This window comes from Acrocarpospora phusangensis, from assembly GCF_016862995.1.
In the GTDB taxonomy this organism is placed as follows: domain Bacteria; phylum Actinomycetota; class Actinomycetes; order Streptosporangiales; family Streptosporangiaceae; genus Acrocarpospora; species Acrocarpospora phusangensis.
The window spans coordinates 46,950-70,050 of the sequence record NZ_BOOA01000005.1; the positions used below are offsets into that span (position 1 = coordinate 46,950).

16 protein-coding genes are annotated in these 23,101 nt (G+C 71.2%); 11 read left to right on the top strand and 5 right to left on the bottom strand.

Features of this window, described 5'->3' with window-relative positions:
• Positions 1–169 precede the first annotated feature (169 nt).
• Entirely contained in the window at positions 170–2,554 is a 2,385-nt protein-coding gene (locus Aph01nite_RS04335; RefSeq protein ID WP_204039412.1) for an ATP-binding cassette domain-containing protein, read from the bottom strand.
• A 220-nt stretch (positions 2,555–2,774) separates the two neighbouring features.
• Between Aph01nite_RS04335 and Aph01nite_RS04340 the strand changes: the two genes are divergently transcribed.
• The 4 genes from Aph01nite_RS04340 to Aph01nite_RS04355 all read left to right on the top strand — a co-directional run bounded on the left by Aph01nite_RS04340 (position 2,775) and on the right by Aph01nite_RS04355 (position 6,540).
• Positions 2,775–3,218, top strand: coding sequence for a helix-turn-helix transcriptional regulator (locus Aph01nite_RS04340; RefSeq protein WP_204039413.1), 444 nt, complete (start codon positions 2,775–2,777; stop codon positions 3,216–3,218).
• 10 nt (positions 3,219–3,228) lie between these two features.
• On the top strand, positions 3,229–3,636 hold the full coding sequence (locus Aph01nite_RS04345) for a VOC family protein (RefSeq protein ID WP_204039414.1): 408 nt from the start codon (positions 3,229–3,231) through the stop codon (positions 3,634–3,636).
• Positions 3,637–4,055: 419 nt separating this feature from the next.
• A complete protein-coding gene (locus Aph01nite_RS04350; protein WP_204039415.1) occupies positions 4,056–5,006 on the top strand; it encodes a hypothetical protein in 951 nt (316 codons plus the stop codon).
• A gap of 148 nt (positions 5,007–5,154) precedes the next feature.
• Positions 5,155–6,540: a serine hydrolase domain-containing protein gene (locus Aph01nite_RS04355; RefSeq protein ID WP_204039416.1), complete on the top strand. Its 1,386-nt coding sequence runs from the start codon at positions 5,155–5,157 to the stop codon at positions 6,538–6,540.
• Positions 6,541–6,553: 13 nt separating this feature from the next.
• Here the strand turns inward: Aph01nite_RS04355 and Aph01nite_RS04360 are convergent, their stop codons facing one another.
• The gene (locus tag Aph01nite_RS04360) at positions 6,554–6,928 is read right to left on the bottom strand and encodes a winged helix-turn-helix transcriptional regulator (protein WP_204039417.1); all 375 of its coding nucleotides are present in this window, start codon (positions 6,926–6,928) and stop codon (positions 6,554–6,556) included.
• A 131-nt stretch (positions 6,929–7,059) separates the two neighbouring features.
• Here Aph01nite_RS04360 and Aph01nite_RS04365 point away from each other — a divergent pair, with 131 nt between their 5' ends.
• The 3 genes from Aph01nite_RS04365 to Aph01nite_RS04375 all read left to right on the top strand — a co-directional run bounded on the left by Aph01nite_RS04365 (position 7,060) and on the right by Aph01nite_RS04375 (position 10,787).
• Entirely contained in the window at positions 7,060–7,425 is a 366-nt protein-coding gene (locus tag Aph01nite_RS04365) for a DoxX family protein (protein ID WP_204039418.1), read from the top strand.
• 142 nt (positions 7,426–7,567) lie between these two features.
• Positions 7,568–9,223, top strand: coding sequence for an MmpA family trehalose lipid delivery protein (locus Aph01nite_RS04370; RefSeq protein ID WP_204039419.1), 1,656 nt, complete (start codon positions 7,568–7,570; stop codon positions 9,221–9,223).
• A gap of 364 nt (positions 9,224–9,587) precedes the next feature.
• Complete coding sequence (locus Aph01nite_RS04375; protein WP_204039420.1) at positions 9,588–10,787, top strand: glycosyltransferase family 4 protein; 1,200 nt, start codon at positions 9,588–9,590, stop codon at positions 10,785–10,787.
• 1 nt (position 10,788) lies between these two features.
• Here the strand turns inward: Aph01nite_RS04375 and Aph01nite_RS04380 are convergent, their stop codons facing one another.
• Positions 10,789–11,526 carry a class I SAM-dependent methyltransferase gene (locus tag Aph01nite_RS04380; RefSeq protein ID WP_239161390.1) on the bottom strand — a complete coding sequence of 246 codons (738 nt, stop codon included), beginning with the start codon at positions 11,524–11,526 and terminating at the stop codon, positions 10,789–10,791.
• A 119-nt stretch (positions 11,527–11,645) separates the two neighbouring features.
• On the opposite strand from Aph01nite_RS04380, the gene Aph01nite_RS04385 reads away from it, so the two are divergent.
• Positions 11,646–15,749: an alpha-(1->3)-arabinofuranosyltransferase gene (locus Aph01nite_RS04385; RefSeq protein ID WP_204039421.1), complete on the top strand. Its 4,104-nt coding sequence runs from the start codon at positions 11,646–11,648 to the stop codon at positions 15,747–15,749.
• Complete coding sequence (locus Aph01nite_RS04390) at positions 15,746–17,500, top strand: hypothetical protein (RefSeq protein ID WP_204039422.1); 1,755 nt, start codon at positions 15,746–15,748, stop codon at positions 17,498–17,500. The genes Aph01nite_RS04385 and Aph01nite_RS04390 overlap by 4 nt, the downstream gene beginning before the upstream one ends.
• Here Aph01nite_RS04390 and Aph01nite_RS04395 read toward each other — a convergent pair.
• Both Aph01nite_RS04395 and Aph01nite_RS04400 read right to left on the bottom strand, forming a co-directional pair.
• Positions 17,457–19,970, bottom strand: coding sequence for an acyltransferase family protein (locus tag Aph01nite_RS04395; protein ID WP_204039423.1), 2,514 nt, complete (start codon positions 19,968–19,970; stop codon positions 17,457–17,459). The two genes, Aph01nite_RS04390 and Aph01nite_RS04395, sit on opposite strands and share 44 nt — an antisense overlap.
• Positions 19,967–21,172: an acyltransferase family protein gene (locus Aph01nite_RS04400; protein ID WP_204039424.1), complete on the bottom strand. Its 1,206-nt coding sequence runs from the start codon at positions 21,170–21,172 to the stop codon at positions 19,967–19,969. Before Aph01nite_RS04400 ends, Aph01nite_RS04395 begins: the two co-directional genes overlap by 4 nt.
• 91 nt (positions 21,173–21,263) lie before the next feature.
• Here Aph01nite_RS04400 and pgfA point away from each other — a divergent pair, with 91 nt between their 5' ends.
• Both pgfA and Aph01nite_RS04410 read left to right on the top strand, forming a co-directional pair.
• On the top strand, positions 21,264–22,379 hold the full coding sequence (gene pgfA, locus Aph01nite_RS04405; protein WP_204039425.1) for a cell envelope lipid trafficking protein PgfA: 1,116 nt from the start codon (positions 21,264–21,266) through the stop codon (positions 22,377–22,379).
• A gap of 5 nt (positions 22,380–22,384) precedes the next feature.
• Positions 22,385–23,098, top strand: coding sequence for a class I SAM-dependent methyltransferase (locus Aph01nite_RS04410; RefSeq protein WP_204039426.1), 714 nt, complete (start codon positions 22,385–22,387; stop codon positions 23,096–23,098).
• The last annotated feature ends 3 nt before the right edge of the window (positions 23,099–23,101 follow it).

Here is a 23,101-nt window from a genome sequence, read left to right on the forward strand (position 1 = left end):
ACGTCCCCTACCTTCTGGAAGATTCGGTTCGGTCTCTTCCGCCGTCGCGCCGAGACGGCGGGCTCCAGGGAATGCCACCCCGGCCCGGATCGTCCAGAAGACCTGGCTCTGTTCCTCGCGCGCCCGGGCGCGGCGGGTCACTCCGCCGCGCCCGGACACGCAACCCTCGTCAGGCGCCCACGTAGGCCGCCAGATGCTCACCGGTGAGGGTGGAACGGGCGGCGACGAGGTCCGCGGGTGTGCCCTCGAAGACGATCCGGCCGCCGTCGTGGCCGGCGCCGGGGCCGAGGTCGATGATCCAGTCGGCGTGTGCCATGACCGCCTGGTGATGCTCGATGACGATGACCGACTTGCCCGACTCCACCAGCCGGTCCAGCAGGCCCAGCAGATGCTCGACATCCGCCAGATGGAGGCCGGTGGTCGGCTCGTCCAGGACGTAGACGCCGCCCTTCTCCGCCATGTGCGTGGCCAGCTTGAGCCGCTGCCGCTCCCCGCCGGAGAGCGTCGTGAGCGGCTGGCCGAGGCTCAGGTAGCCCAGCCCGACGTCCGCGAGCCTGCCGAGGATGGCGTGCGCGGCCGGCGTGCGGGCCTCACCCGCTCCGAAGAACTCCTCCGCCTCCGTCACCGACATCGCGAGCACCTCGCTGATGTCCCGGCCGCCTAGGTGGTGGTCCAGCACGGACGCCTGGAACCGCTTCCCCTCGCACTCCTCGCAGACGGTGGCGACGCCCGCCATCATCGCCAGGTCGGTGTAGATGACGCCGGCGCCGTTGCAGCTCGGGCAGGCGCCCTCCGAGTTGGCGCTGAACAGCGCCGGCTTCACGCCGTTGGCCTTCGCGAACGCCTTGCGGATGGGCTCCAGCAGCCCGGTGTACGTCGCCGGATTGCTCCGGCGCGAACCGCGGATCGCGCCCTGGTCCACCGACACCACGCCCGCGCCCGCGGGGATCGACCCGTGCACGAGCGAGCTCTTGCCGGAGCCGGCCACGCCGGTGATGACCGTCAGCACCCCGAGCGGGATGTCGACGTCCACGCCCTGCAGGTTGTTCGCGGTCGCGCCGCGGATCTCCAGCGCGCCGGTGGGTTTGCGCACCGACCCCTTGAGGCCGGCGCGGTCGTCGAAGTGGCGGCCGGTGATCGTGCCGCTGGCCCGCAGCCCCTCGACGGTGCCCTCGAAGCAGACGGCGCCGCCCGCCGTACCGGCGCCGGGACCGAGGTCCACGACGTGGTCGGCGATCGCGATCGTCTCCGGCTTGTGCTCCACGACGAGCACCGTGTTGCCCTTGTCCCGCAGCCGCAGCAGCAGCTCGTTCATCCGCTGGATGTCGTGGGGGTGCAGGCCCGCGGTGGGCTCGTCGAAGACGTAGGTGGTGTCGGTGAGGGACGAGCCGAGGTGGCGGATCATCTTGACCCGCTGCGCCTCGCCGCCCGACAGCGTGCCGGACGGCCGTTCGAGCGAGAGGTAGCCCAGCCCGATCTCCACGAACGAGTCCAGGGTGCGCCGCAGCGTGTCGAGCAGCGGCGCCACCGTCGGCTCGTCCAGGTCGCGGACCCAGTCGGCCAGGTCGCTGATCTGCATCGCGCAGGCGTCGGCGATGCTGATCCCCTTGATCTTCGAGGACCTGGCGCCCTCGCTGAGCCGGGTGCCGCCGCACTCGGGACACGCGGTGAAGGTCACCGCCCGCTCCACGAACGCCCGGATGTGCGGCTGCATCGCCTCCTTGTCCTTGGACAGGAAGGACTTCTGGATCTTGGGGATCAGGCCCTCGTAGGTGAGGTTGACGCCCTCGACCTTGACCTTGGTCGGCTCCCGGTAGAGGAAGTCGTGCATCTCCTGCTTGGTGAAGTCCCGGATGGGCTTGTCCGGGTCGAAGAAGCCCGACTCGGCGAAGATCCGTACGGTCCAGAAGTTGTCGGCCTTGTAGCCCGGGACGGTGATCGCGCCCTCGGTGATCGACTTGGAGTCGTCGAAGAGCTGGGTGAGGTCGATGTCGGAGACCTTGCCCCGGCCCTCGCAGTTCGTGCACATGCCGCCGGTGCGGGTGAAGGTCGCCTTCACGGTCTTGGCGGAGCCCTTCTCGACCGTGATCGCGCCGCTCGCCCGGACCGAGGGCACGTTGAAGGAGAAGGCGTTCGGCGACCCGATGTACGGCTGCCCGAGCCGGCTGAACAGGATGCGCAGCATCGCGTTGGCGTCCGTGGCGGTGCCGACCGTGGAGCGCGGGTCGGCGCCCAGCCGCTGCTGGTCCACGATGATCGCGGTCGTCAGCCCGTCGAGGACGTCCACCTCCGGCCGCGACAGCGTCGGCATGAAGCCCTGCACGAACGCGCTGTACGTCTCGTTGATCAGCCGCTGCGACTCCGCGGCGATCGTGTCGAACACCAGGGAGCTCTTGCCTGAGCCGGAGACGCCGGTGAACACGGTCAGCCTGCGCTTGGGTAGCTCGACGTTCACGTCCTTGAGGTTGTTCTCGCGCGCGCCGTGCACGCGGATCAGGTCGTGGCTGTCGGCCGCGTGCGGCGCGGGCGAGTCCGTCCGGGGGGCCTTGCTCATCCTGTCTCCATCTGTCGGGCGGGCCGCCTGGGCGGTCTCCGTCTGCGGCGCGTCGCTCGATTCAACCAGCTTCGAGCAGCTAGTGCGTTCGAATAGATCTCTGCGGGTCAGGCTAGCCACGGGCACGCGCCCCCGCTTCTCGATTCCTGACCGATCCTGCCTTTTCCCTGTTTCCGCAGGTGAACGGCCTGCCCATCGGGCGGGGTGGTAGCGTCGGGGCATGACGCCCGAAGAGCTCGCCAACCTCGCGCACCTGCGCCGGGCCCGGGACCTGATCGACCGGGAATACGCGCAGCCGCTCGACGTGCCGACGATGGCCCGCCACGCGCTCATGTCGCCCGCCCACTTCTCCCGGCGCTTCCGGGCGGCGTACGGCGAGACGCCGTACAGCTATCTCATGACGCGCCGGATCGAGCGGGCGATGGCGCTGCTGCGCGGGGGCATGAGCGTGACCGACGCCTGCATGGAGGTCGGCTGTACCTCGCTGGGCTCGTTCAGCTCGCGGTTCACCGAGATCGTGGGGGAGACGCCGAGCGCGTACCGCGGCCGGGAGCACCCCGCCGAGACCGCCATGCCCGCGTGTGTGGCGAAGGTCACCACGCGCCCGGCCAGGAACAATCCGGCGAGCAGGATTCGAGAAGCGGGCTCCGTGACCGCCGCCTAACGTTGGCGGCATGACGATCGCACTCCGATACAGCCACATCACCGTCAACGACGTGGACGAATCGCTCGCCTTCTATCGCGACGCCCTCGGCCTCGAAGCCCGCAACGACGTCAGTTCCGGCGGGTTCCGCTGGGTCACGCTCGGCAGCCCGGCCCAGCCGGACCTCGAGATCGTGCTCTCGGAGCCGCACGCCGGCCGTTCCGAGGCCGACGGCGACGCCCTCCAGGAACTGCTCACCAAGGGCGTGCTCTCGAACATCGTCTTCAGCACCGACGACGTCGACGCCACCTTCGAGCAGGTCCGCGCCTCCGGCGCCGAGGTGCTCCAGGAGCCCATCGACCAGCCGTGGGGCCCGCGCGACTGCGCGTTCCGCGACCCCTCGGGCAACATGGTCCGCATCCAGGGCGCCAAGTCGTAACAGGTAGGACCTGGCCGGCGTCCCGCGCCGGGACCCGTGATCGCTGTGGAATCGGCGCTGTTGACCGGGTCGCGGCGCGGGCATAGCGTCCCGGGTATGCGCCTCAGCAGGGTATTCGTGCGAAAGCGCCACCGATTCTGATGTTCAAGGGGCGCGGGAAGACCCGAACGACGAATAAGAACAAGACGGATTCCGAAGAGCGGCGTTCTTCGCGTGCGTCTTCGGCCGGCAGGCCCAGGCGTCTGGAGAAGAAGAAGCGCACGAGCGGGACGTTTGAGTCGGCGGCCACGGCGGAGCGCACGGAGCTCGGCTCGGGCGGGGGGACCGGCCGGCAGCCGGGCTCCGGCAGGCGGACCGGCGTCACCACGAGGGTCGCGGGGGAGGGCAGGGCGCCCGCCGCGCGTACCCCACGGCAGGCGATGGCGCTGTTCAAGGGGTCCACGCGGGTGGCCCAGGGGGCGCGCCGCAAGGACCCGGTCGCTCAGGCGTTCGAGCATGTCCTCGGCAGCCAGGTCTTCGACGGGCTGCTTCGGGACATCGCCGCGCAGGCGAATCCGTCCGACGAGGTGAACACCGTCGTCCGGGCCGAGATGGACGAACCGGAGCTCACGTTCGGGCGCGTCACGGAGCTCGGCGCGGTGCAGGATGCGGTCGAGGCCGGCATCCCCCTCGTGGTGCTCGACCGGACCGACGACGCCGAGGCGCTGACCAGCCACGACCCGGTGCTGAACATCGTCGTCGTCGGCCAGGTGAAAGAGGGCGAACCCGGCTATGACCCGGCGACGAGGCACTACTGGGGCTGCTTCTACAACCTGCTGTACGAGCTGTGCAACGCCTCGCAGGCCGCCAGGAGCCGAGCCGTCTTCGACGAGGCGGAGGGGGGCAGGCTCGACTGCGTCAGTTTCGCTCTCGCGATGGAGTCGATAGAAGACGACACGGACGTGATGTTCGACAGGTTATGGACGGAGATGTCCAAGGACCCTCCCTGGGTGTGGACGGACGGTGTTCTGCGACGTGAGACTCCTCCCGACGATCTGCTCATCACCCAGGGCTCCGTGGTCGAGGGCCGGTCTCCCCGCGAGGCCAGATGGCACACCCAGGTCAACAGCGGGCACGTCGCCGCCTACGTCCGCATGTGGGGCGGCGGCTACGCGAGCGCGTACAGCAGTAACAACGCGCAGGAGTGGGACACGTTCCGGAAGGTCCTCGCCCAGAAGGGGGAACTGGACGAAGGGTCCGTCGTCGACGCCGTCCGAAGGCTGACCGGAGCAGACGTCACCAGCGCCCAGATCAAGGATGTCGTGACGACCTGCGTCGCCGTGTGGAAGGACGCGGCGAAGCCCGGCAGATCACGACGAGGCCGGGCATAGCGCAACGTGCGGGGACACTCATTCTGATCTTTCTGGTCGATATCCTGCGGGCATTTCTCGACCGAGGACCCGTCACAGCTGATCTTCCCGGCGTCGTCCTGGGAGTGATCGTCCTCGGCATCGGCGCTCGACCCAGACGGGAGCAGAGATGATGCGTGGCGAGTCGTCGGTACTCGATCACATCGAACACTGGCTGCGGTACCGGCAGTGGGCGGAGAACCTTCCCGGCATGCAGGTGGCCGTCTGGCGTGACGGCGAACTGCGCAGGTCGCTGGCGATCGGGCACGCCGACCTGGCCGCCCAGACTCCGCTCACCACGAAGCACCGGTTCCGCGTCGCCTCGCATTCGAAGACGATGACGGCGGTCGCCGTCCTCCAGCTCTGGGAGCGGGACCGGCTCGGCCTCGACGACACGGTCACCCGGTGGATCCCCGAACTCGGCCACGTCGCGTCGGCGCACGAGGTGAACGTGCGCCACCTCCTGACGCACCGGGGCGGTCTGCTCCGCGACGGCCGGGACGCCGACTACTGGCAGTTCATGAAGTCCTTCCCCGACGACGCGCAGCTCATCGACATGGCCGCCGAGGCCTTCGGCGTCACCGAGGTCGACTCCCAGTACAAGTACAGCAACATCGGTTACGGCCTGCTCGGCCTGATCGTCGCGCGCGCCGCCGGGCAGCCCTACCCCGACTACGTCCGTACGCACATCGCCGACCGGCTCGGCCTGCACGACACCGGAGCGGACGTCGGACCCGGCCACGTCGTCGGCAACCTCGCGACCGGGTACGGCGGAGCCCACCTCACCCGCCGGCGCCACCGCGTCGCCCAGGACGTGCACACCCAGGCGCTCGCCGCGGCGACGGGCTTCTACAGCACGGCCGAAGACCTGGTCCGCATCGCCGCCGCCCTCTTCTCCGACGACAGCCGCCTCCTCGGCCCCGAGGCCCGCGCCCTCCTGGTCACGAGCCAGCTCCCGATGCGCGACCCCCTCTCCGACATCGTCTCGTACGGCTACGGCGTCCGGACCCTCGAAGTGCACGGCCGCGTCCTGTACGGCCACGGCGGCAACTACCCCGGCCACACCAGCCAGACCCTCTGGGACCCGGCCGAGGGTCTCGCCGTCTCGGTCCTGGTCAACGCGATCGACGTCGCCGCGGTCCAGATCTGCAAGGGCGTGATGGCGCTGTTGTCCGGCCAGGACGCCGAGGGCCCGGAAAACGGCGACCTCCACCGTTTCGGCGGCCACTTCGCCAGCATCTGGAACGTCCTCGACCTCGCCGTCCTGGACGGAGTCCTCACCATGATCTGGCCCGGACAGTCGAACCCGCTGGACGGCGCGATCAAACTCACCCAGATCGGCCCGGAGACGTTCGCGTTCCCCCGCACCGGCGGCTCGTTCGGCACCGGCGAACTCGTCGAGTTCGTATTCGACGAGCACGAGAACGTCCGGCACATTCGTGTGGCGGGAACGACCTACCAGCCGGTCGCGGCCACCACCCACGACTTCCGGCCACCCGTTCCGGCGTGGGGATGAACGTCACGGAGCCTCAGTTCCGGGTCTCGTACGCCTCCCGGCTGGCCTCGATGTGCGGGATGTGCTCGATCGCCCAGCCGGCGAGGGCGAGGGCGGGAGGAATGAGGCTCTTGCCGGTCGGGGTCAGCGCGTACTCCACCCGGGGCGGGACCTCGGCGTGGACCGTACGGGAGACCAGGCCGTCGCGTTCGAGGTTCCGCAGGGTCAGGGTCAGCATGCGCTGGGAGATCCCGGAAACCTGCTGGTGCAGGTCGGTGAAGCGCAGGCTGCCCTGGTCGAGGGTGGCCACGACCAGCAACGTCCACTTGTTGCAGATGCGGTCGAGGATGGCGCGGATCGTCCGGCCGCCGTCGCCGCGGATCATGCAGGTGTGCTCGTACTCCGACATGACAGTCCCTTGTGCGTAAGGCACACGCGTGTGCCTTTTGTAAGGGTTTCAATAGTGACGCATGATGGGGCTGCTTACGACCGGTAACCATCGTGGCCAGCGCCACGTCATCTGCTTCCGAGGTGTCCGTCATGGAGATCGCGTACTGGATCGTCGGGGCGCTTCTGGCTCTCTTCTACCTCTACGCGGGAGGGAAGAAGGTCGTGCAGAGCCAGGAGCGGCTCCGGCCGATGATGGGCTGGGTCGACACCGTGCCGATGCCGCTCGTCCGGGTGATCGGAGTGCTGGAGGTCCTCGGCGCGGCCGGCCTGGTCCTGCCGCCGCTGACCGGGATCGCGCCCTGGCTCGCCGTCGCCGCCGCGGTCGGCCTCGCCCTCATCCAGGTCGGCGGCATCGCCGTCCACCTGCGCCGCGGCGAGGCCCGGCTGATCGGGCTCAACATCGCCCTTCTGGTGACCCTCGCGGTCACCGCCTGGCTCGGCACGACCTGGCTCTGAATCCGTCCCCGTGGTGGCGACGCGGGCGGCGATCAGTAGATTCTCGTCAGCGTCAGTTCAGTGGATCCGTGCCGGGAAGGTGCCGAATGCTCGTCGTCGCTGGTTCGGCTTCGCATAGCCGTGCGCGCGTCCGGCCGGTCCCGTGACCCGGAGCCCGGCACCCGGACAGCGCTCCCTGCTCGTGCGGCTCGCGCCGGCCCTGCTCGGAGCGCTGCTCGGCATGCTCGCGCTGGGCCCCGCCCTCGGCCCGGGCTTCACCCTCCGGTACGACATGGTCTTCGTCCCCGATCCACCGATATTTCGGGATATAAGCGGATTTCCCAGGGCTGTTCCCAGTGACCTCGTCGTGGCGCTGTTGTCGTATCCGATTCCGGCCATGGTGGTGCAGAAGCTGATCCTGCTGGGGATCTTCCTGCTGGCCGCGGCGGGAGCGGCGGCGCTGGTCCCCTCCGGCAGGACACCCGCCCGCCTGGTCGCCGCCGCCTTCTACGCCTGGAACCTGTACCTGGCCCAGCGGTTGCTGCTCGGGCAGTGGGCGCTCCTCCTGGGATACGCGGGACTGCCGTGGGCCGTCCGCGCCGCAGCTCAAGGCGGGGTGCGCCGATTCACGATCTCCCTGATCCCCGCAGCCGTGGGCGGCTTCCAGGCGATGCTGGTCACTCTGCTCGCCGTCATTCCGGTCGCCGCCCGGCGCGCCGAACGGTGGCGCGCGGTGGCCACAACCGGTGCGGTCGCCGCTGTCCTCAGCCTGCCGTGGCTGGTCCCGGCCCTGCTCTCGGACGCGGCCACCGATCCGGCCGGCGTGGACGCCTTCGCCCCGCGTGCGGACGGACCCTTCGGCACCGTCGGCAGCCTGCTCTCACTGGGCGGCATCTGGAATGCCGAAGCGGGCGTGCCCGGCCAGGGCTTCTGGGCGTCGGCGACCGTCCGCCTCCTCGTCTCGGCCGTCGCCATCTGGGGATTCGCCCGGCTGCTCCGCCACGACCGCCACGACCGCCACGGCCGCGACCGCCACGACCGCGACCGCGACCGCGACGGCCACGACGGCCACGACGGCCACGACGGCCACGACCATGGCGGCCGGTGCGACCGCCAGGAGCGGCGCGAAAGGCGTGACCCCGCGCTGGCCGGGCTCGCCGTGGCCGCCGTGCTCGGGCTGGCGATCGCCTGCCTGGGAGCCTTCGCGCCGGAGGTGCTGAAAAGCCTGATCGGCTGGTGGCCGGGATTCGGGCCGCTCCGGGACGGACAGGTGTATCTCGCGCCGCTGGCGCTGGCGCAAGCGCTCGGCCTCGCGTCGTTCGCGCGCGGCAGGATCGGCCTCGCGGCCGTCGCGGTGCCCGTGCTGGTGCTGCCGACGCTGGCGATCGGGGCGCTGGGACGGCTGGCGACAGCCGACTATCCGGCCGAATGGCGGCAGGTGCAGCGGATCGTCAACGCCGATCCCGCACCGGGCGCGCTGGTTTCGTTGCCGTGGCGGGCGCACCGGGTGTTCCGGTGGACGGGCGGCCGGGTCATCCTCGACCCGGCGACCAAACTCTTCGCCCGCCGCGTCGTCTGGGACGACACGCTGGTCGTCGAATCGCGGGAGCGCGGGCCGATCAGGGTCACCGCCGAGGACCCGCTGGCGCGCCGGGTGGGCGCGCTGCTCGCCGGACCCGGACCGGCCGGCGCCGGACTGGCCGGCGCAGGCGTACGGTACGTGCTCATCGGCGACGGCAACGAGAACGAGTTCCTGCGGAAGCTCCCGGACGCCACCCCGATTTTCCGGGGTGAGAGGCTCCTCCTGCTGCGTCTGTGACCAGTGAAGAGCCGAAATCCCCGGGCGTACCGAGCGGTAGCTTTCTTTGTCACGGTTTGGGAAGATCTCTGGCTAATTCCTGTATCACGTTCTACTCTCGGCACACTGCGCTGGTACCTGCAGAAGGGAGAAGCCGGTGTTGAAGGTGCTCGTGGCTGTGGCGCTTGGGGCTGTACTCGCCGGCGTCGCCTCAGTGGCCGTCATCAATGTCGCCTCGCCGAGCCTGGCCCCGCCGGACAAGCCCCTCTACAACTACGGCACCCGCTGACCCTTCCCGTCCGCGCCGGAGATTCCACTTCAGGTCTGACCTTGGCGTGAGCCATGCCCGAACGCCCCTGGAGGGGACGCCGTGGGAGCAGATAACATGAGCAAGCCTCATTTTAGATCCGGGTTATCGGGCGCTCGGGTCGCCATCCTGAACTTCCGCGAACCCCTCCAGTCCGTCGCCGGCGGCGCGGAGAAGTACGCCTGGCGGGTCGCCACCCACCTGGTCAGCAGGGGCGCCCACGTCTCGTTCGTCACCGCCCGCGAACCCGACCAGCCCAGATCCGAGGTACGGCGCGGCGTCACCCTCCACCGCATGGGCAACCGCTTCACCCTCTACCCGCTCGCCGCGCTCTGGCTCCTGCTCCACCGCCGCCGCCTCGACCTGGTCGTGGACTGCATGAACGGCATCCCGTTCTTCGCCCCCGCCCTGCTGCCCCGCCGTACGCCGGTGATCTCGCTCATCCACCATGTGCACGACCGGCAGTTCTGGGCGTTCTTCCCGCCGTGGCTGGCGCGGATCGGGTGCTTCGTGGAAGGGCCGGTGGCGCGGCGGCTCTACCGGCGGTGCCGTACGGTCACCGTGTCGGAGTCGTCGATGCTCGACCTGCGGGAGCGGCTCGGCTGGACGGCCCCGATCCAGGTCATCCCGAACGGGGGAGCGACCTGCGCCGAAGGGGTGCCGCCCGATCCGGCGCTGGGCGAACCCGCGCTGGTCTTCCTCGGGCGGCTGGTCGGGCACAAGCGGGTGGCGCGCGTGGTCGAACTGGCCGACCTGCTCGCCGACCGCTGGCCGGGGCTGCGGGTGCACGTCATCGGCCGGGGACCGGAGTTCGAACCGCTCGCCCAGATGGTGGAAGAAAACCACTTATCCGGAAAAGTCACCTTGCACGGTTACCTGCCGGAAGACGCGAAGATCCGCCTGCTCGGCGCCGCGACCCTCCACGTCACCGCCTCCGAGTTCGAGGGCTGGGGCCTCACCGTCATCGAGGCCGCCGCCCTCGGCGTCCCCACCGTCGCGTACGGCGTCGCGGGCCTACGCGACTCCGTCAAGGACGGCGTGACCGGCTGGCTCGCCTCAGAAGGAGAGCACCTCGCCGACGTCGTGGACCGCGCGCTCAAAGAACTCTCCGACCCCCCGGCCCGGGCCGGGATCGCCGCCGCCTGCCGGTCCTGGGCGGGCGAGTTCACCTGGGAGCGCACGGTCACCCTCATGGCCGCCCTGGTCGAATCGGAACTGGCCACACGCTACGCGCCCGCGATCGTCCCCGAACCCCGCATGTCCCCCGAAACCACCTGACCTACCGGCGGCGGAGCACGAGCACCAGGTTCCACGTCACGAACTCGCGGACCACCGGAACCCTGGTCACCCACCACGCCCAGGCCGGCAGATACCGGGGCAGCACGGCGACCACGTCCGCCAGCGTCTGCCGCCGCGCCCAGCGGATCGCGGACGCGATCGACACCCCGAACATGCTCTCGCCGTACACGTTCTTGGGGGGACGGCCATGACGGCGCAGGTAGCGGCGGGCGGCGCGGTGCCCGCCCAGGTAGTGCCACGGCGAGGTCTCGTGCCCGCCCCACGGCGACAGCCAGTTGGTGAACGACAGGTACACCAGCCCGCCCGGCCGCGTCACCCGCACCATCTCATCCGCCATCAGGTACGGATCGGGAACGTGTTCCAGCACGTTGGACGAGAAGCAGACGTCCACCGTCCCGCTCCGCAGCGGCAGCCGCAGCGCGCTGCCGAGGACGGCTCCCTCCGGCATGACGCCGTCCCGCGCGGTCATCTCCCCGGCGTCCACGTCCACGCAGACGATCCGCGCCCCCGCGCCCCGCAACGCCTCGGCGAAATATCCGGCGCCGCCCCCGACGTCCACCACGAGCTGCCCGTCCAGCGGGACGAACGCGCTCAACTGGGCGACGGTGTCCCGCGCGAGCAGGCCGTAGAAGAACTCCGGGTCGGTCTGCTCCCTGCGGAACGCGGCGAACAGCCGTACCGATCGGGCGAGGTCGGCGCGGAAAGGCGGGATGTCCACGGCGGGCAGCTTACTGGTACCTGTTTCAGGTGTTCCGTCACAATTCGGGGAACGGCCTGGCTCTTGCCTGGAACGAGTTCTAGCCTCAGGGCTACTCGCGCGTGACTCGGAGGAGATTCTTGATCGTTCCGGAGCAGGCCGATTCCCGGTTCCGCCGCCGGTCCCGCCTGCTCGCCTCCTGCCTGGCGCTCTTCGTGATCGCCTTCTCGGTCGCCCCCGAGAGGATCATCTCGGAGACCAAGCTGGACATGCCGATCAACGCGTGGGGGTTCCTGACCCGGGCCCTCACCCTCTGGGACAGCACCCATTTCGGATATATCCAGAACCAGGCCTACGGTTACCTCTTCCCGATGGGCCCGTTCTACGTGGCCGGCACCGAACTGGGCCTGCCGCCCTGGGTGCTGCAACGCCTCTGGATGGCCCTGGTCCTCTGCGCCGCCTTCCTCGGCATCGTGCTCCTGGCCGACGCGCTCGGCATCGGCACCGCCAACACCCGCCTCATCGCCGGATTCGCGTACGCGCTCGCCCCCCACGCGCAGGCCCTGATCGGCGTCAACTCCTCCGAGTTCCTGCCCAGCGCGCTCGTCCCCTGGATGCTGATCCCGCTGGTCAGGGGAGCGCGGGAGGGAACGAGCCCGCGCCGGGCCGCGGCGCTCTCCGCGCTCGCGTTCGTCTGCTGCGGCGGCGTCAACGCCACCGCCGAACTGGCCGTCCTGCTCATCCCGTTCCTCTATCTGGTCACCCGCCGCCGGGGGCCGCGCCGCAACCGGCTGCTGCTGTGGTGGCTCGGCTGCACGGCCGCCGCCTCCTTCTGGTGGCTGGTGCCGCTGGCCATCATGGGCCGCCACGCCTTCTCGTTCATGCCGTACACCGAGAACGCCGCCGCCACCACCGGCGTGACCTCGCTCACCAACACGCTGCGCGGGGCCGCCAACTGGATCGGCTACCTGCCCATCGACGGCCTGCCCTGGTGGCCGGCCGCCTACGAGCACTCGGTCCGCCCGTGGCTGGTGGTGCTCACCGCGCTCGTCGCCGGCCTCGGCCTGGTCGGCCTGGTACGGCGCGGCCTCCCGGAACGTACCTTCCTCATCCTGCTCGTCCTGGCCGGTACGGCGATCATGGTCACCGGCCACGTCAGCGTGGTCGCCAACCCGCTGGCCGGGAATTTGCGCGACCTCTTCGACGGCACGCTCGCGGTGTTCAGGAACATCCACAAGTTCGACGCCCTGGTCCGGCTGCCGGTGGCGCTGGGCCTGGCGTACCTGCCGGTCTCGGCCGTGCCCCGGTTCAGGACGCCGGTCGCGGCGGCCTCGTCCGTGCTGCTGGGCGTCACCTTCCTGCCGGTCGCGACGGTGGGGCTGGCCGCGCGCGGGTCGTACCAGGAGATCCCCGGGTACTGGCGGGAGGCGGCGACCTGGCTGAACCAGAACGCGGGCGACTCGATGGTGCTGGCGCAGCCGGGCGCGCGGTGGGGGGAGTACCTGTGGGGACGCCCGATGGACGAACCCCTGCAACCCCTGCTGAAGGTGCGCTGGGCCAGCCGGATGATCGTGCCGTGGGGGTCGGCGGGCCTGACCCGGCTGCTGGACGGGATCGACCAGCGTTTCGCCACCGGGCAGGGCTCGGCGGGTCTGGCCGAGGTGCTGCGGCGGATGGGGGTCGGCTACGTCCTGGTCCGCAATGACCTGGACAAGTTCTCCATCCGGGGGGCGTGGCCGCCGCGGGTGCACGAGGCCGTCGCGGAGAGCGGGCTCACGCTGGTCAAGGGCTTCGGCCCGGTGGTCGGCGACCCGAAGACCGCGAACGCGACCACCTGGTTCAACCAGCCGTACCAGGCGCTGGAGGTCTACCGGGTGGACCGGCCGGCGCCGCTCGCCGCGACCCTGACCGGGGAGCCGCTCCGGGTCACCGGCGGTCCCGAGGCGCTGCTCACCCTGGCCGACCTGGGCTTACTCGCGGACGGGCGGCCGGTGCTGGTCGGGGACGACCCCGGTGCCGCGTCGGTGCCCGGGAGCCGGACGATCGTCACCGACACGCTGCGCCGCCGCGAGACGGCCTTCAGCGAGCTGCGGTTCGCGAGTTCCCCGACGCTCACCGCCGCCGAGGCGTTCCGGCGGCCGGCCGCCGAGCACGACCTGCTCGATCCCGGCTGGGACTCCTTCACTTCCACGGCCCGCCTGTCCGGGGTCAAGGCGGTCACCGCCTCCTCCTCGGCCTCCGACGTGACCGCGCTGCCGGACATCCGGGACACCGGCAACCAGCCGTTCTCGGCCGTGGACGGCGACGCCCGTACGTCGTGGCGGTCCGACGGGTGGGAGGGCGCGGTCGGCGAGTGGCTTCAGGTGGACCTGCTGAAGAAGACGTCCATTCCGCAGCTGGCGGTGGCGTTCACCCAGTTCGTCGGGCCCGCCGTGACCGAGGTCGAGGTGGAGACCTCGGCCGGGAAGCTCCGGCAGACGGTGAAGAACACCGGGGCCGCGCAGCTCGTGCACGTTCCGCCGGGAGCGACCGACCGGGTGCGGCTCACCGTGACCCGGGTGGCCTGGCGGCCGAAGTCGGACCTCGGCAGCCGGGTGGGCATCACCGAACTGGTCATTCCCGGCGTGGCCGCCGGTCGTACGGTACGGGTGCCGGGAGTGACCGGCGACCGGGTGATCCCGACGTACGCGCTGGGGGGAAGCACCGGCGCGGCCCCCGGATGCATGCAGGGGTCGTTCATCTGGACCTGCTCCGGTCAGCTGCAGCTGCGCGGCGAGGACGGGTTCGGTTTCGACCGCACGATCACCTCGCCCGCCTCCGCGCCCCGGGAGGCCGTCGGGCAGACCGTGCTCACCGACCCGCACGCGATCGAGACCGCGACCACGTTCCCCGACATCTACCCGCACGTCTCCGCCTCCTCGGCCCTCGTCGACCACCCGGCCTCGGTCGGCCTGTCCGCCTTCGACGGCAACCCCAAGACCATCTGGTACGCGGGAGCGTTCGACGCCAAGCCCACCCTCACCATCGACTTCGGCCGGCGACGCAAGATCGACCAGATCGAGATCACGTACCCGGAGACGCTCACCGGGAACGCGCCCATGCAGCTGCTCGTCTGGGCCGACAAGGCGCTGCGCGGCGGGTACGTGCCGGCGACCGGCGTCTTCCGCTTCGAACCGGTCACCACCCGGAAGGTGGTGCTCCAGTTCCTGCCGCGCCGCAGCCAGGCCGTGCACATCGCCGACATCCGCATCCCGGGAGTGAGTCCGGCGGGCGTGCTGGGGTCGTTCCCGGTCCGGACGATGTGCGGGGTCGGGCCGGCGCTGTCGGTCAACGGGTATCCCGTGCCGACCCGGATCGTCGGCGGCACGGTCTCCGACCTGGTCAACGGCCGGCCGCTGACCTTCACGACCTGCCAGAAGTGGACGCTGGCGGCGGGGGAGAACCGCATCCGGGTGGCCGCGCGGGACCCGTACCGCATCCTGTCGATGGCCGTCGAGGATCCGCTGGACCGGGCCCCGCCGTCCGTCACACCCGTTCCCGTCACCGTCGAGAAGTGGACCGGCGGCGAGCGCACGTTCTGGCCGCGGACCGACCAGCCCGGCTACCTGGTCGTCAACGAGAACTTCAACGGCGCGTGGCGGGCCCGGCTCGGCGGCACCGAGCTGACCGCCGTCCGCCTCGACGGGTGGCGGCAGGCGTGGATCCTCCCTGCGGGGGCCTCCGCCCATCGGGTCACGCTGGAGTACCCGCCCGAGACGGCCTACCACGCCGCGCTGGCGACCGGGTTCCTGCTGGTGATGCTGCTGGTCGCGCTGGCCAGGTGGCGGCGTCCCGGGGCGGCGATCCCGGCGGCCCTCCCCGCCGGGGTGCCCGCCCGCGCGGCGGGCGTCCTGGCCGCCGCGGCCGGGGTCTGGACGGGCGGGCTGTTCGGGTTGCTGCTGGTGCTCGGCACGTACGCGCTGGTGGTGGGCCTGCGGCGGGCTCCGGCGCTGCGCGCGGCCAGGGTCGCGGACGCGCCCGTCCTGGTGGCGGTCTTCCTCGGGCTGGCCGGTCTGTCGGCCGGGCTCGGTCACTACCTCGCCGGGCTCGGCCAGGACGCGGTGGCAGGGGTGTTCCGGGACGTCCTGGCCCAGCTGCTCTGCCTGCCGGTGCTGGGACGGCTGGCGGCGGGGCTACCGGAACCGGAGGAACCCCCCGTCCCGGAACCCGGGGAGGTCCACGTCATGGCGGGAGCGAGCGCATGACCCAGACCGAGATCCGGCCCGCCGTCCTCGCGCCGGCGGGTTCCCGGCTGCCCGTGCTCGCGGGCGTCGTGCTGATCGTCGCGCAGCTGGCGTGGCGGGCGCCCGGGGTGCTGCGGTCGTTCTTCCGCGAGGACGACTTCGTCCTGATCGTCCGGGCGCACGAGCAGGACCTCGGATGGAGTTACCTGTTCACGCCGCTGGGCGGGCGGCTGACGCCGGGCGGGCTGCTGCTGGGGTGGTTCCCCGCGCGCGCCGACGCCTACGACTGGACGCTCGTCGCGGTCACCATGCTGGTGGTGCAGGCGCTGGTGTCGCTGGCAGTGCTGCGCATGCTGGTCGTGGTCTTCGGGAAGCGCCCGGCGATCCTGGGACCTTTCCTCGTCTTCCTGGTGACGCCGCTGACGCTGCCCGTGCTGACCTGGTGGTCGGCGTCGCTGTCCGGGCTGGTCCCGCAGCTCGCGGTGGCCATGGCCATCACCTCGCACGTGCTCTGGGAGCGGACCGGCAGGCGGCTGCACGCGGTGGCCGCCGTGTCCTGGGTGGTCGCGGGCGCGCTGTTCTCGCTGTCCGTCGCGGCGGTGCCCCTCCTGCTGTACGCGCTGTCCCGCGTCTGGCTGGGCCGGCGGCGCGCGCCCGTCCTGTGGACCGTGTACGGATTCGTGGTGGCCGTCAGCGTCGTCGTACGCCTGGCGGCGTCCGGATGGAACACGCCGGACCCGGCCACCGGGGTCAGGTTCCTGTGGCGGCTGGTCGGCCAGACCTTCGCGACCGGTCTCATCGGCGGGCCCGGCCGGTGGTACTTCGGCAGGCCCGACCACGGGATCGCGCTGCCCGCTCCCGCGCTCGTCGTGGCCGCGTGGATCGTCATCCTCGCCGTCGTCGCGGTCACCGTACGGACCCGCGCGAACGCGGGCGCCGCCTGGCTGACGCTGCTCGGGTACGTCCTGGCCGCCAGTGCGCTCCCCGCGCTGCTCGGACCGGTCGCCTCGGTCGGGGAGATCCTCGGCGGCCAGACCGAACTCCTGGCGGGGACCGCCCCCGTCGTGGCGCTCTGCCTCGGCCTGGCGACACTCGGGCCGGACGCCTGGCCGCGCCTGCCCAGGCTGGGAGCCGTGGCCGCGCTCGCCGGCGTGGTCGCCCTGTCCGTGTGGTCGACGTCCGCGTACGCCGGGAACATCCGTACCCAACCCGCCCGCGACTACCTGGACACCGCCGCCGCCGAACTCGCGCGCACGCCGTCGAGCGTGCAGATCTACGACACGCCGGTGCCCCGGCAGCTGATGTCGAGCTGGTTCGGGGACTACCGCCTGACCTCCCGGGTGCTCGCCCCGCTGGCCGGTCCCGACCTGCGGGACGCGATGCGCCGCCCGGCCCCCGCCGCCGACCCGATGGTCTTCGACCGGACCGGACGGCTCCGCCCGATGACGCTCACCCCCGTGGTCGCCGCCGCGCCCACCTCCACGCCCGCCTGCTACCGGCTGGCCGCGGGCCGGATCGACATCCCGCTCGCCCACGACCTGCCGACCATGAAGTACACGGTGGCCTTCTCCTACACCGCCACCCGCGCCGCCCTCGCCACCTTCTCCCTCGGCGGCGCCCGCGTGCCGATCACCCTCGACCGGGGCAGCGGCGTGCGCTACCTCCAGGCGGTCGGCGGCGGCCCGGCGGTGCGCATCTCCGGGATCAGCGCCGGGGCCGGGGTGTGCGTCAGCGGGATACGGATCGGGTCACCGGCGCCGCGCCCGTCGTGACCGCCCGCCCGAGCTGGTGGAAGGGCCGCTCGACCAGGTGGTACGTGAGCGCCGCCAGGGCCAGCGTGCCCGCCGCCGCCACGGCCAGCACCGTCGCGAAGCCACCGCCGAAGTACACCTCGTTGCCGGTCAGCTCGTAGTAGCCGTAGATGACCACGAACTGCCACAGGAAGATCCCGTACGAGATGCGTCCCAGGTAGCCGACGACGGCGTTGCCGAAGACGAGCGTGCTCAACCCCCGGCGGCCGGTGGTGAACGCCGAGGGCGCGACCAGGAAGAGCCCGGCCACTCCCCACAGGACGGCCTTCGTGGTGCCTTCGGTGGCGGGGAGCGCGCCCAGGTGCAGGGGGCCGGTCAGGGGGGTGCTGCCGACGGCGAAGGCGATCGCCGCGATGGCCCAGGACAGCAGGGGACGCCTTGCCACCGCCGCGCAGAAGGCCCGCGCCCGGTCGTCCGCCGCCGCCCAGGCCGAGCCGACGGCCAGGGCCATCCCGGTCCCGAACCACAGGAAGTACCGGGGGAGCAGCATGTTGAACTCGGGCGGCATGCCGGGCTGGTGCGCGACCACCGTCCAGACGATCGAGATCACGCCGAGCGCGCCGATCCCGGCCAGCAGCGCCCGCGCGCGCGTCGCGGTGGCCGCGCTTCTGCCGGCGAGGACGGCGAGCGCGGCGGCGATGAGCGGCAGGGCCAGGTAGAAGGCCACCTCGACGGAGAGCGACCACATCTGCTCCAGGCCGCGTCCCTCGTCGCCGCCCCACCACGAGCCGACGTCGTAGATCTGGAGCAGCAGCAGCCATTTCGCCCAGACCCACTGGGAGGCGTTGTGGCCGGAGTTGAAGAAGACCATCGCGACGACGGCCACCAGCCAGTAGGCGGGGAGGATGCGGAACGCGCGCCGCCACAGGTAGGCGGTGGTCTCCGGGCCGTTCCCGGCGTCCAGGACGGCGCGGGCCCACGGGCGGTACAACAACAATCCGGACAGCGTGAAGAAGATCGCCACCCCGACGTCGCCGCGCGACACCGCCCAGGCGCCCCAGCCTTCGGTCAGGCCGGTCTTGCCGCCGACGTGGTACACGAGCACCGCCAGCGCGGCCAGCGCCCGGATCCCGTCCAGCGCGTCCTGATGCCCACTGTCCTGCGTGCCGTTCTGAGGGGCGCTGTTCTGAGCGGTCCTGTCCTGACGGGTGCCGTTTTGACGGGCGCTGTTCTGACGGGCGCTGTCCCGCTGCCGTGACTGCTTCGGCGGCTCAACCGAAATTTCCCGCTTTATCGTGACCGGTTCCGGAGCCGCGACCGCCGGCACGGGTTCCCGTGGTTCCGGACGCCCGAGCAGCGGCCGCTCCACCAGGTAGTACGTGACCGCCGCCAGCGCAACCGTCCCCAGCAGCGACAACCCCAACACAGTCAGGAAATTTCCCCCGAAGTACGGCAATCCGGTGACCCGGAACACCGCCTCCATCACCACGAACTGCCACAAGAAGATCCCGTACGACACCTGCCCGAGAAACCGCATCACCCCACTGCCCAGCACCCGGTTGACCCAGGTCGCCCCGGACGGCTGGCACGCCACCGGCAGCACCACCAGCAGCGTGATGAGCGTGTGCAGCAGCAGCCGGATCTCCTCGTCCCGCAACCCCGTGAACGGATCCCCGAACCGCCCCGCCACCGGCGTCATCAGCAGCCAGTACGCCAGCGCGGCCGTCACCAGCAGCGTCCCCGCCGACGAGGCCGCCGTGTCCCGCGCCCGCCGCGCCAGCAGCCCGCCGGGCGAATCCGCCTCCGCCCAGGCCAGCAGCGTGGCGATCGCCATGCCCACGGCGAAGAAGACCAGGTAGTGCGGTAACAGGAACTGGATCCAGAACACCCGCTCCGGCACGTGCATGAAGATCGCGAACACGAACGAGACGGCGCCGAGACCGCCCAGCGCGGCGAGTAGCCGTACCGCCCGGGAATCGATGCCTTCCGAGCGGATGAAGCGGCGGGCCGCCCACGCGAGCAGGGGGAGCACCAGGTAGAAGGCGGCCTCGACGGCCAGGCTCCACATCTGGCCCAGCGCGGTCGGGCCCAGCCCGCCGTTCGGCCAGCCGGGGGCGGGGTCGTAGACGTGGACCAGCAGCAGCATCTGGATCCACTGGCGCGCCGTGTACCCGGTCGACTCGGCGAGCACGGTCATCGCCACCACGACGGTGATCCAGTACGCGGGCAGGATGCGCAGCGCCCGCCGCCACAGGTACCGCCGCACGGAGGGCGCCGGCTCCGCCAGCAGGATCTCCCGCGCCCACGGCCGGAACAGCAGCAGGCCGGACAGCGCGAAGAAGATGGACACGGCCACGTCCAGCCGCGCGGCCAGCGCGCCGGCCACCCCACCGGTCATCGTGAAGTTGCTCATCGCCGCCGCGTGGAACACCAGGATGCCGAGCGCGGCCAGCGCCCGCAGCCCGCCGATCGCGTCGATCCGCCGCGTCACGCGCGCTTCCCGAACCACCGCGCCGGCCTCTCCACCAGCTGGTACGTCACCCACGCGAGCACCGAACTCACCGCCAGCACAACGAAGAACACCGGAAGGAACCGCTGATCGAGGAATGGCCGCCCGCTGATGTCGTAGTACGCCCAGATCACGATGATCTGCCAGGCGAACACCCCGTACGACAGGTTGGCCAGCCACCGCATCGCCCGGTTGCCGAGCAGCACGTTCACCCAGGTCCGCTCGGGTGGCTGCAGGGCCACCGGCGCGACGATGAGGAACGCCATCACCGCGTACGCGACGAGCCGGAACGCGTCGGGGAGCAGGTCGGGGGCGAGTGACTGCGGGGTCTTCGGCCCGCCGAGCGGGGTCGCGGCCAGGCCGAACACCATGGCGGCGAGCACGAAGCAGGTGCCCGCGTTGGCGGCGATCTCGGCGCCCCAGCGGCGGACCCGCTCCGCGCCGGGGGAGTCGGCCCTGGCCCAGACGGTGAGCACGCAGACCGCCATGCCCACGGCGAACCACGGGAAGAAGCGCGGGAGCCACCATTCCATGCGCATGGTGTAGACGGGGTGGTGCACGGCGTACATGTAGGCGAAGGACGTCGTGGACAAGACGGCGAGCAGGATGAGCAGGCGTTTCGCGCGGGTGTCGACGGACGCGCCGCCCGCGCGCGCGGCCCGGCCGAGGGCGGCGGCCAGCAGCGGCAGGAGCAGGTAGAAGCTGACGTCGATGGAGAGCGTCCACATCTGCTGGAGGCCGATGGGGGCCAGTTGGACGACCGGCCACCACGGGGTGGGGTCGAAGACGTACACGAGGAGGAGCACTTCGGCCCAGTCCCAGACGGTCTTCGCGGCGTCGAGGTTGAAGACGGCCAGCGCGGTGACGGCGACCACCCAGTAGAGCGGGAAGATGCGCAGGATGCGGCGGGTCAGGTAGACGCGGGTGCCGGGGGGTTCCGCGGCGGTCAGGAGGTGTTTGACCCAGGGGCGGTAGAGGAGCAGGCCGGAGATGGCGAAGAAGACCGCCACCCGGGCCTCGCCCCGGGAGAGCAGCCAGGCCAGGGGTCCCTCGCCGTACTGGAGGCCGGTGATGCCGGCGACGTGGAAGACGAGGACCGCCAGGGCCGCGAGCACGCGGAGGCCGTCGACCGCGTTCAGCCGGGTGGTGGCCGGGGTGGTCGCGGCGGGCTGGTCGACGTGCATGGGGCGCCTGGCCAGGGGTGCGGCGGAAGGTGACAAGTCGCATTACCCTACCTCTTGCCTAGAATCTGTTCTACTGCGGACGGAGAGTCGGATGCGGCGGTCGGTGGGTCTGCTCCTGCTCGCCGTGGCGGGATTCCTCGGGGTGCTCGCGGCGGTCGTGCCCACCTTCGTGCTGGGCGCGCTGACGGTCGCGCCGGAGGACTATTACGGGGTGTTCCGGTTACGCGCCGAAGGGGCGGAAGGGCTCGATCAGGCGAGCGGGAGGGTGCTGACCGGGCTCACGGTGGAGTCCGTCTCGACCGTCCGCGGCGACGTGAACGCGGCCACCGCCGACCTCGTCGTCTGGGACGGGACGACGACCGTGCAGACGTCCACCGGGATCGTGCTCTCCTACAGCGACCGCCGGGTGGCGTTCGACAAGACGTCGGGGCTGGTCGTGACGTGTTGCGGGGCGTACGTGGGGGAGAGCGACGTCGAGCAGTCGGGCCTGGCCTACAAGTGGCCGTATTTCGCCGGCCGCCGCTCGTATCCGTTCTTCGATCCGGTCACGTTGCAGACCCAGCCCATGCGGTACGAGGGCGAGGAGCGCCTTTCGGGTCTGACCGTTTACCGCTATCGCCAGACGATCCCCGACCGCCGCGTCGGCCCGGTCCCCGGCGGCGTCCTGCCCGCCGCCACACCCGACCGCGACGTGCCCGCCTCCCTGTACGCCTCCGTCGACCGCACCTACTGGGTGGAACCCGTTACAGGTACGCCGCTCCGCGTCCACGAGACCCAGAACCAGACCATCAGGACCGCCGACGGCGCCACCCGCCTGACCGCCCTCGCCGCCGACTTCCACACCCCACCCGAGGAGACGGCCGCCCACGCGAACGACCTGCGCCCGACGGTCGCCATCCTCGGTTTCGCCCGGGGCCCCGCGCTCTGGATGTGCGGAGGAACGGCGGCGATCGCCCTCGTGGCGGGCCTGCTGCTCTACCGGCCAGAGCGCCCGCGCAGCGTAGAGAGCGACGGCGTAGAGAATGACGACGCGGACGGCGACGACGCGGACGGCGACGACGCGGACGGCGGCGGTGTGGACGGCGGCGGCGGAAGCGACGAGGCGGTTGACGGAAGCCTCGCCCAGGGCGAGCGGCGGGCGCCTCCAGACGACGCGCACGGCATTTCCGAAGGTTCCGATATGGCCCGCACCACCGACACCGGATGAGTCAGATGGCTGAGTTGCGTGACTTCTATGAGAATCCGGAGACGCCGGTGTCGGCGGCCGAGGACCGGACCGCGCGGATCGTGGCGTTCCTCCGGGAGATCGTGGGGGCGGCGCGGGAGCCGCTGACGATTCTGGACGTGGGCTGCGGCGACGGCGGGATCACCCGGATGGCGGCCGAGGCCGCGCCCGGACACCGGGTGGTCGGCATGGACTGGGCGGCGGCACCGCTGCGGACGGCCAGCGGGAAAGGCTTGACGGTGGTGCGCGGGGGAGCGGCCCATCCCGGCCTGCCGGTGGCCTCCGGCCGGGTGGACGTGGTCATCTTCTCGGAGGTGATCGAGCACCTGGTCGACCCGGACGCGGCCATCGTGGAGCTGCGCCGGGTGCTCCGGCCCGGCGGGCACCTGCTGCTCTCGACGCCCAACCTGGCGGCCTGGTTCAACCGCGGCATGCTGCTCCTCGGCATGCAACCGGTGTTCTCCGAGGTCAGCATGGCCCACGTCTTCGGCCGCCCGGGAAACTCGGTGGCCGGACACCTGCGCCTGTTCACGCTCCCCGCCCTCCGCCAGTTCCTCCTCGCGTACGGCTTCGCGGACCTGACCGTGCGCGGTGCCGGCTACCACGACGTCCCAAAACCCCTCAAACCGGTCGATCGGCTCCTCCGGCACTGGCCCTCGGCGGCCGCCATCCTCACCGTGCACGCCCGCAAATCGCCCTAGAAC

Excerpts from the sequence above, each read along its gene's own strand:
- Aph01nite_RS04375 (WP_204039420.1), top strand. The coding sequence starts at position 9,588 with ATGAGCAAGCCTCATTTTAGATCCGGGTTATCGGGCGCTCGGGTCGCC.
- Aph01nite_RS04400 (WP_204039424.1), bottom strand. The coding sequence starts at position 21,172 with ATGCACGTCGACCAGCCCGCCGCGACCACCCCGGCCACCACCCGGCTG.
- Aph01nite_RS04390 (WP_204039422.1), top strand. The coding sequence starts at position 15,746 with ATGACCCAGACCGAGATCCGGCCCGCCGTCCTCGCGCCGGCGGGTTCC.
- Aph01nite_RS04335 (WP_204039412.1), bottom strand. The coding sequence starts at position 2,554 with ATGAGCAAGGCCCCCCGGACGGACTCGCCCGCGCCGCACGCGGCCGAC.
- Aph01nite_RS04365 (WP_204039418.1), top strand. The coding sequence starts at position 7,060 with ATGGAGATCGCGTACTGGATCGTCGGGGCGCTTCTGGCTCTCTTCTAC.
- Aph01nite_RS04410 (WP_204039426.1), top strand. The coding sequence starts at position 22,385 with ATGGCTGAGTTGCGTGACTTCTATGAGAATCCGGAGACGCCGGTGTCG.
- Aph01nite_RS04360 (WP_204039417.1), bottom strand. The coding sequence starts at position 6,928 with ATGTCGGAGTACGAGCACACCTGCATGATCCGCGGCGACGGCGGCCGG.
- Aph01nite_RS04340 (WP_204039413.1), top strand. The coding sequence starts at position 2,775 with ATGACGCCCGAAGAGCTCGCCAACCTCGCGCACCTGCGCCGGGCCCGG.
- Aph01nite_RS04350 (WP_204039415.1), top strand. The coding sequence starts at position 4,056 with ATGGCGCTGTTCAAGGGGTCCACGCGGGTGGCCCAGGGGGCGCGCCGC.
- pgfA (WP_204039425.1), top strand. The coding sequence starts at position 21,264 with ATGCGGCGGTCGGTGGGTCTGCTCCTGCTCGCCGTGGCGGGATTCCTC.
- Aph01nite_RS04345 (WP_204039414.1), top strand. The coding sequence starts at position 3,229 with ATGACGATCGCACTCCGATACAGCCACATCACCGTCAACGACGTGGAC.
- Aph01nite_RS04355 (WP_204039416.1), top strand. The coding sequence starts at position 5,155 with ATGATGCGTGGCGAGTCGTCGGTACTCGATCACATCGAACACTGGCTG.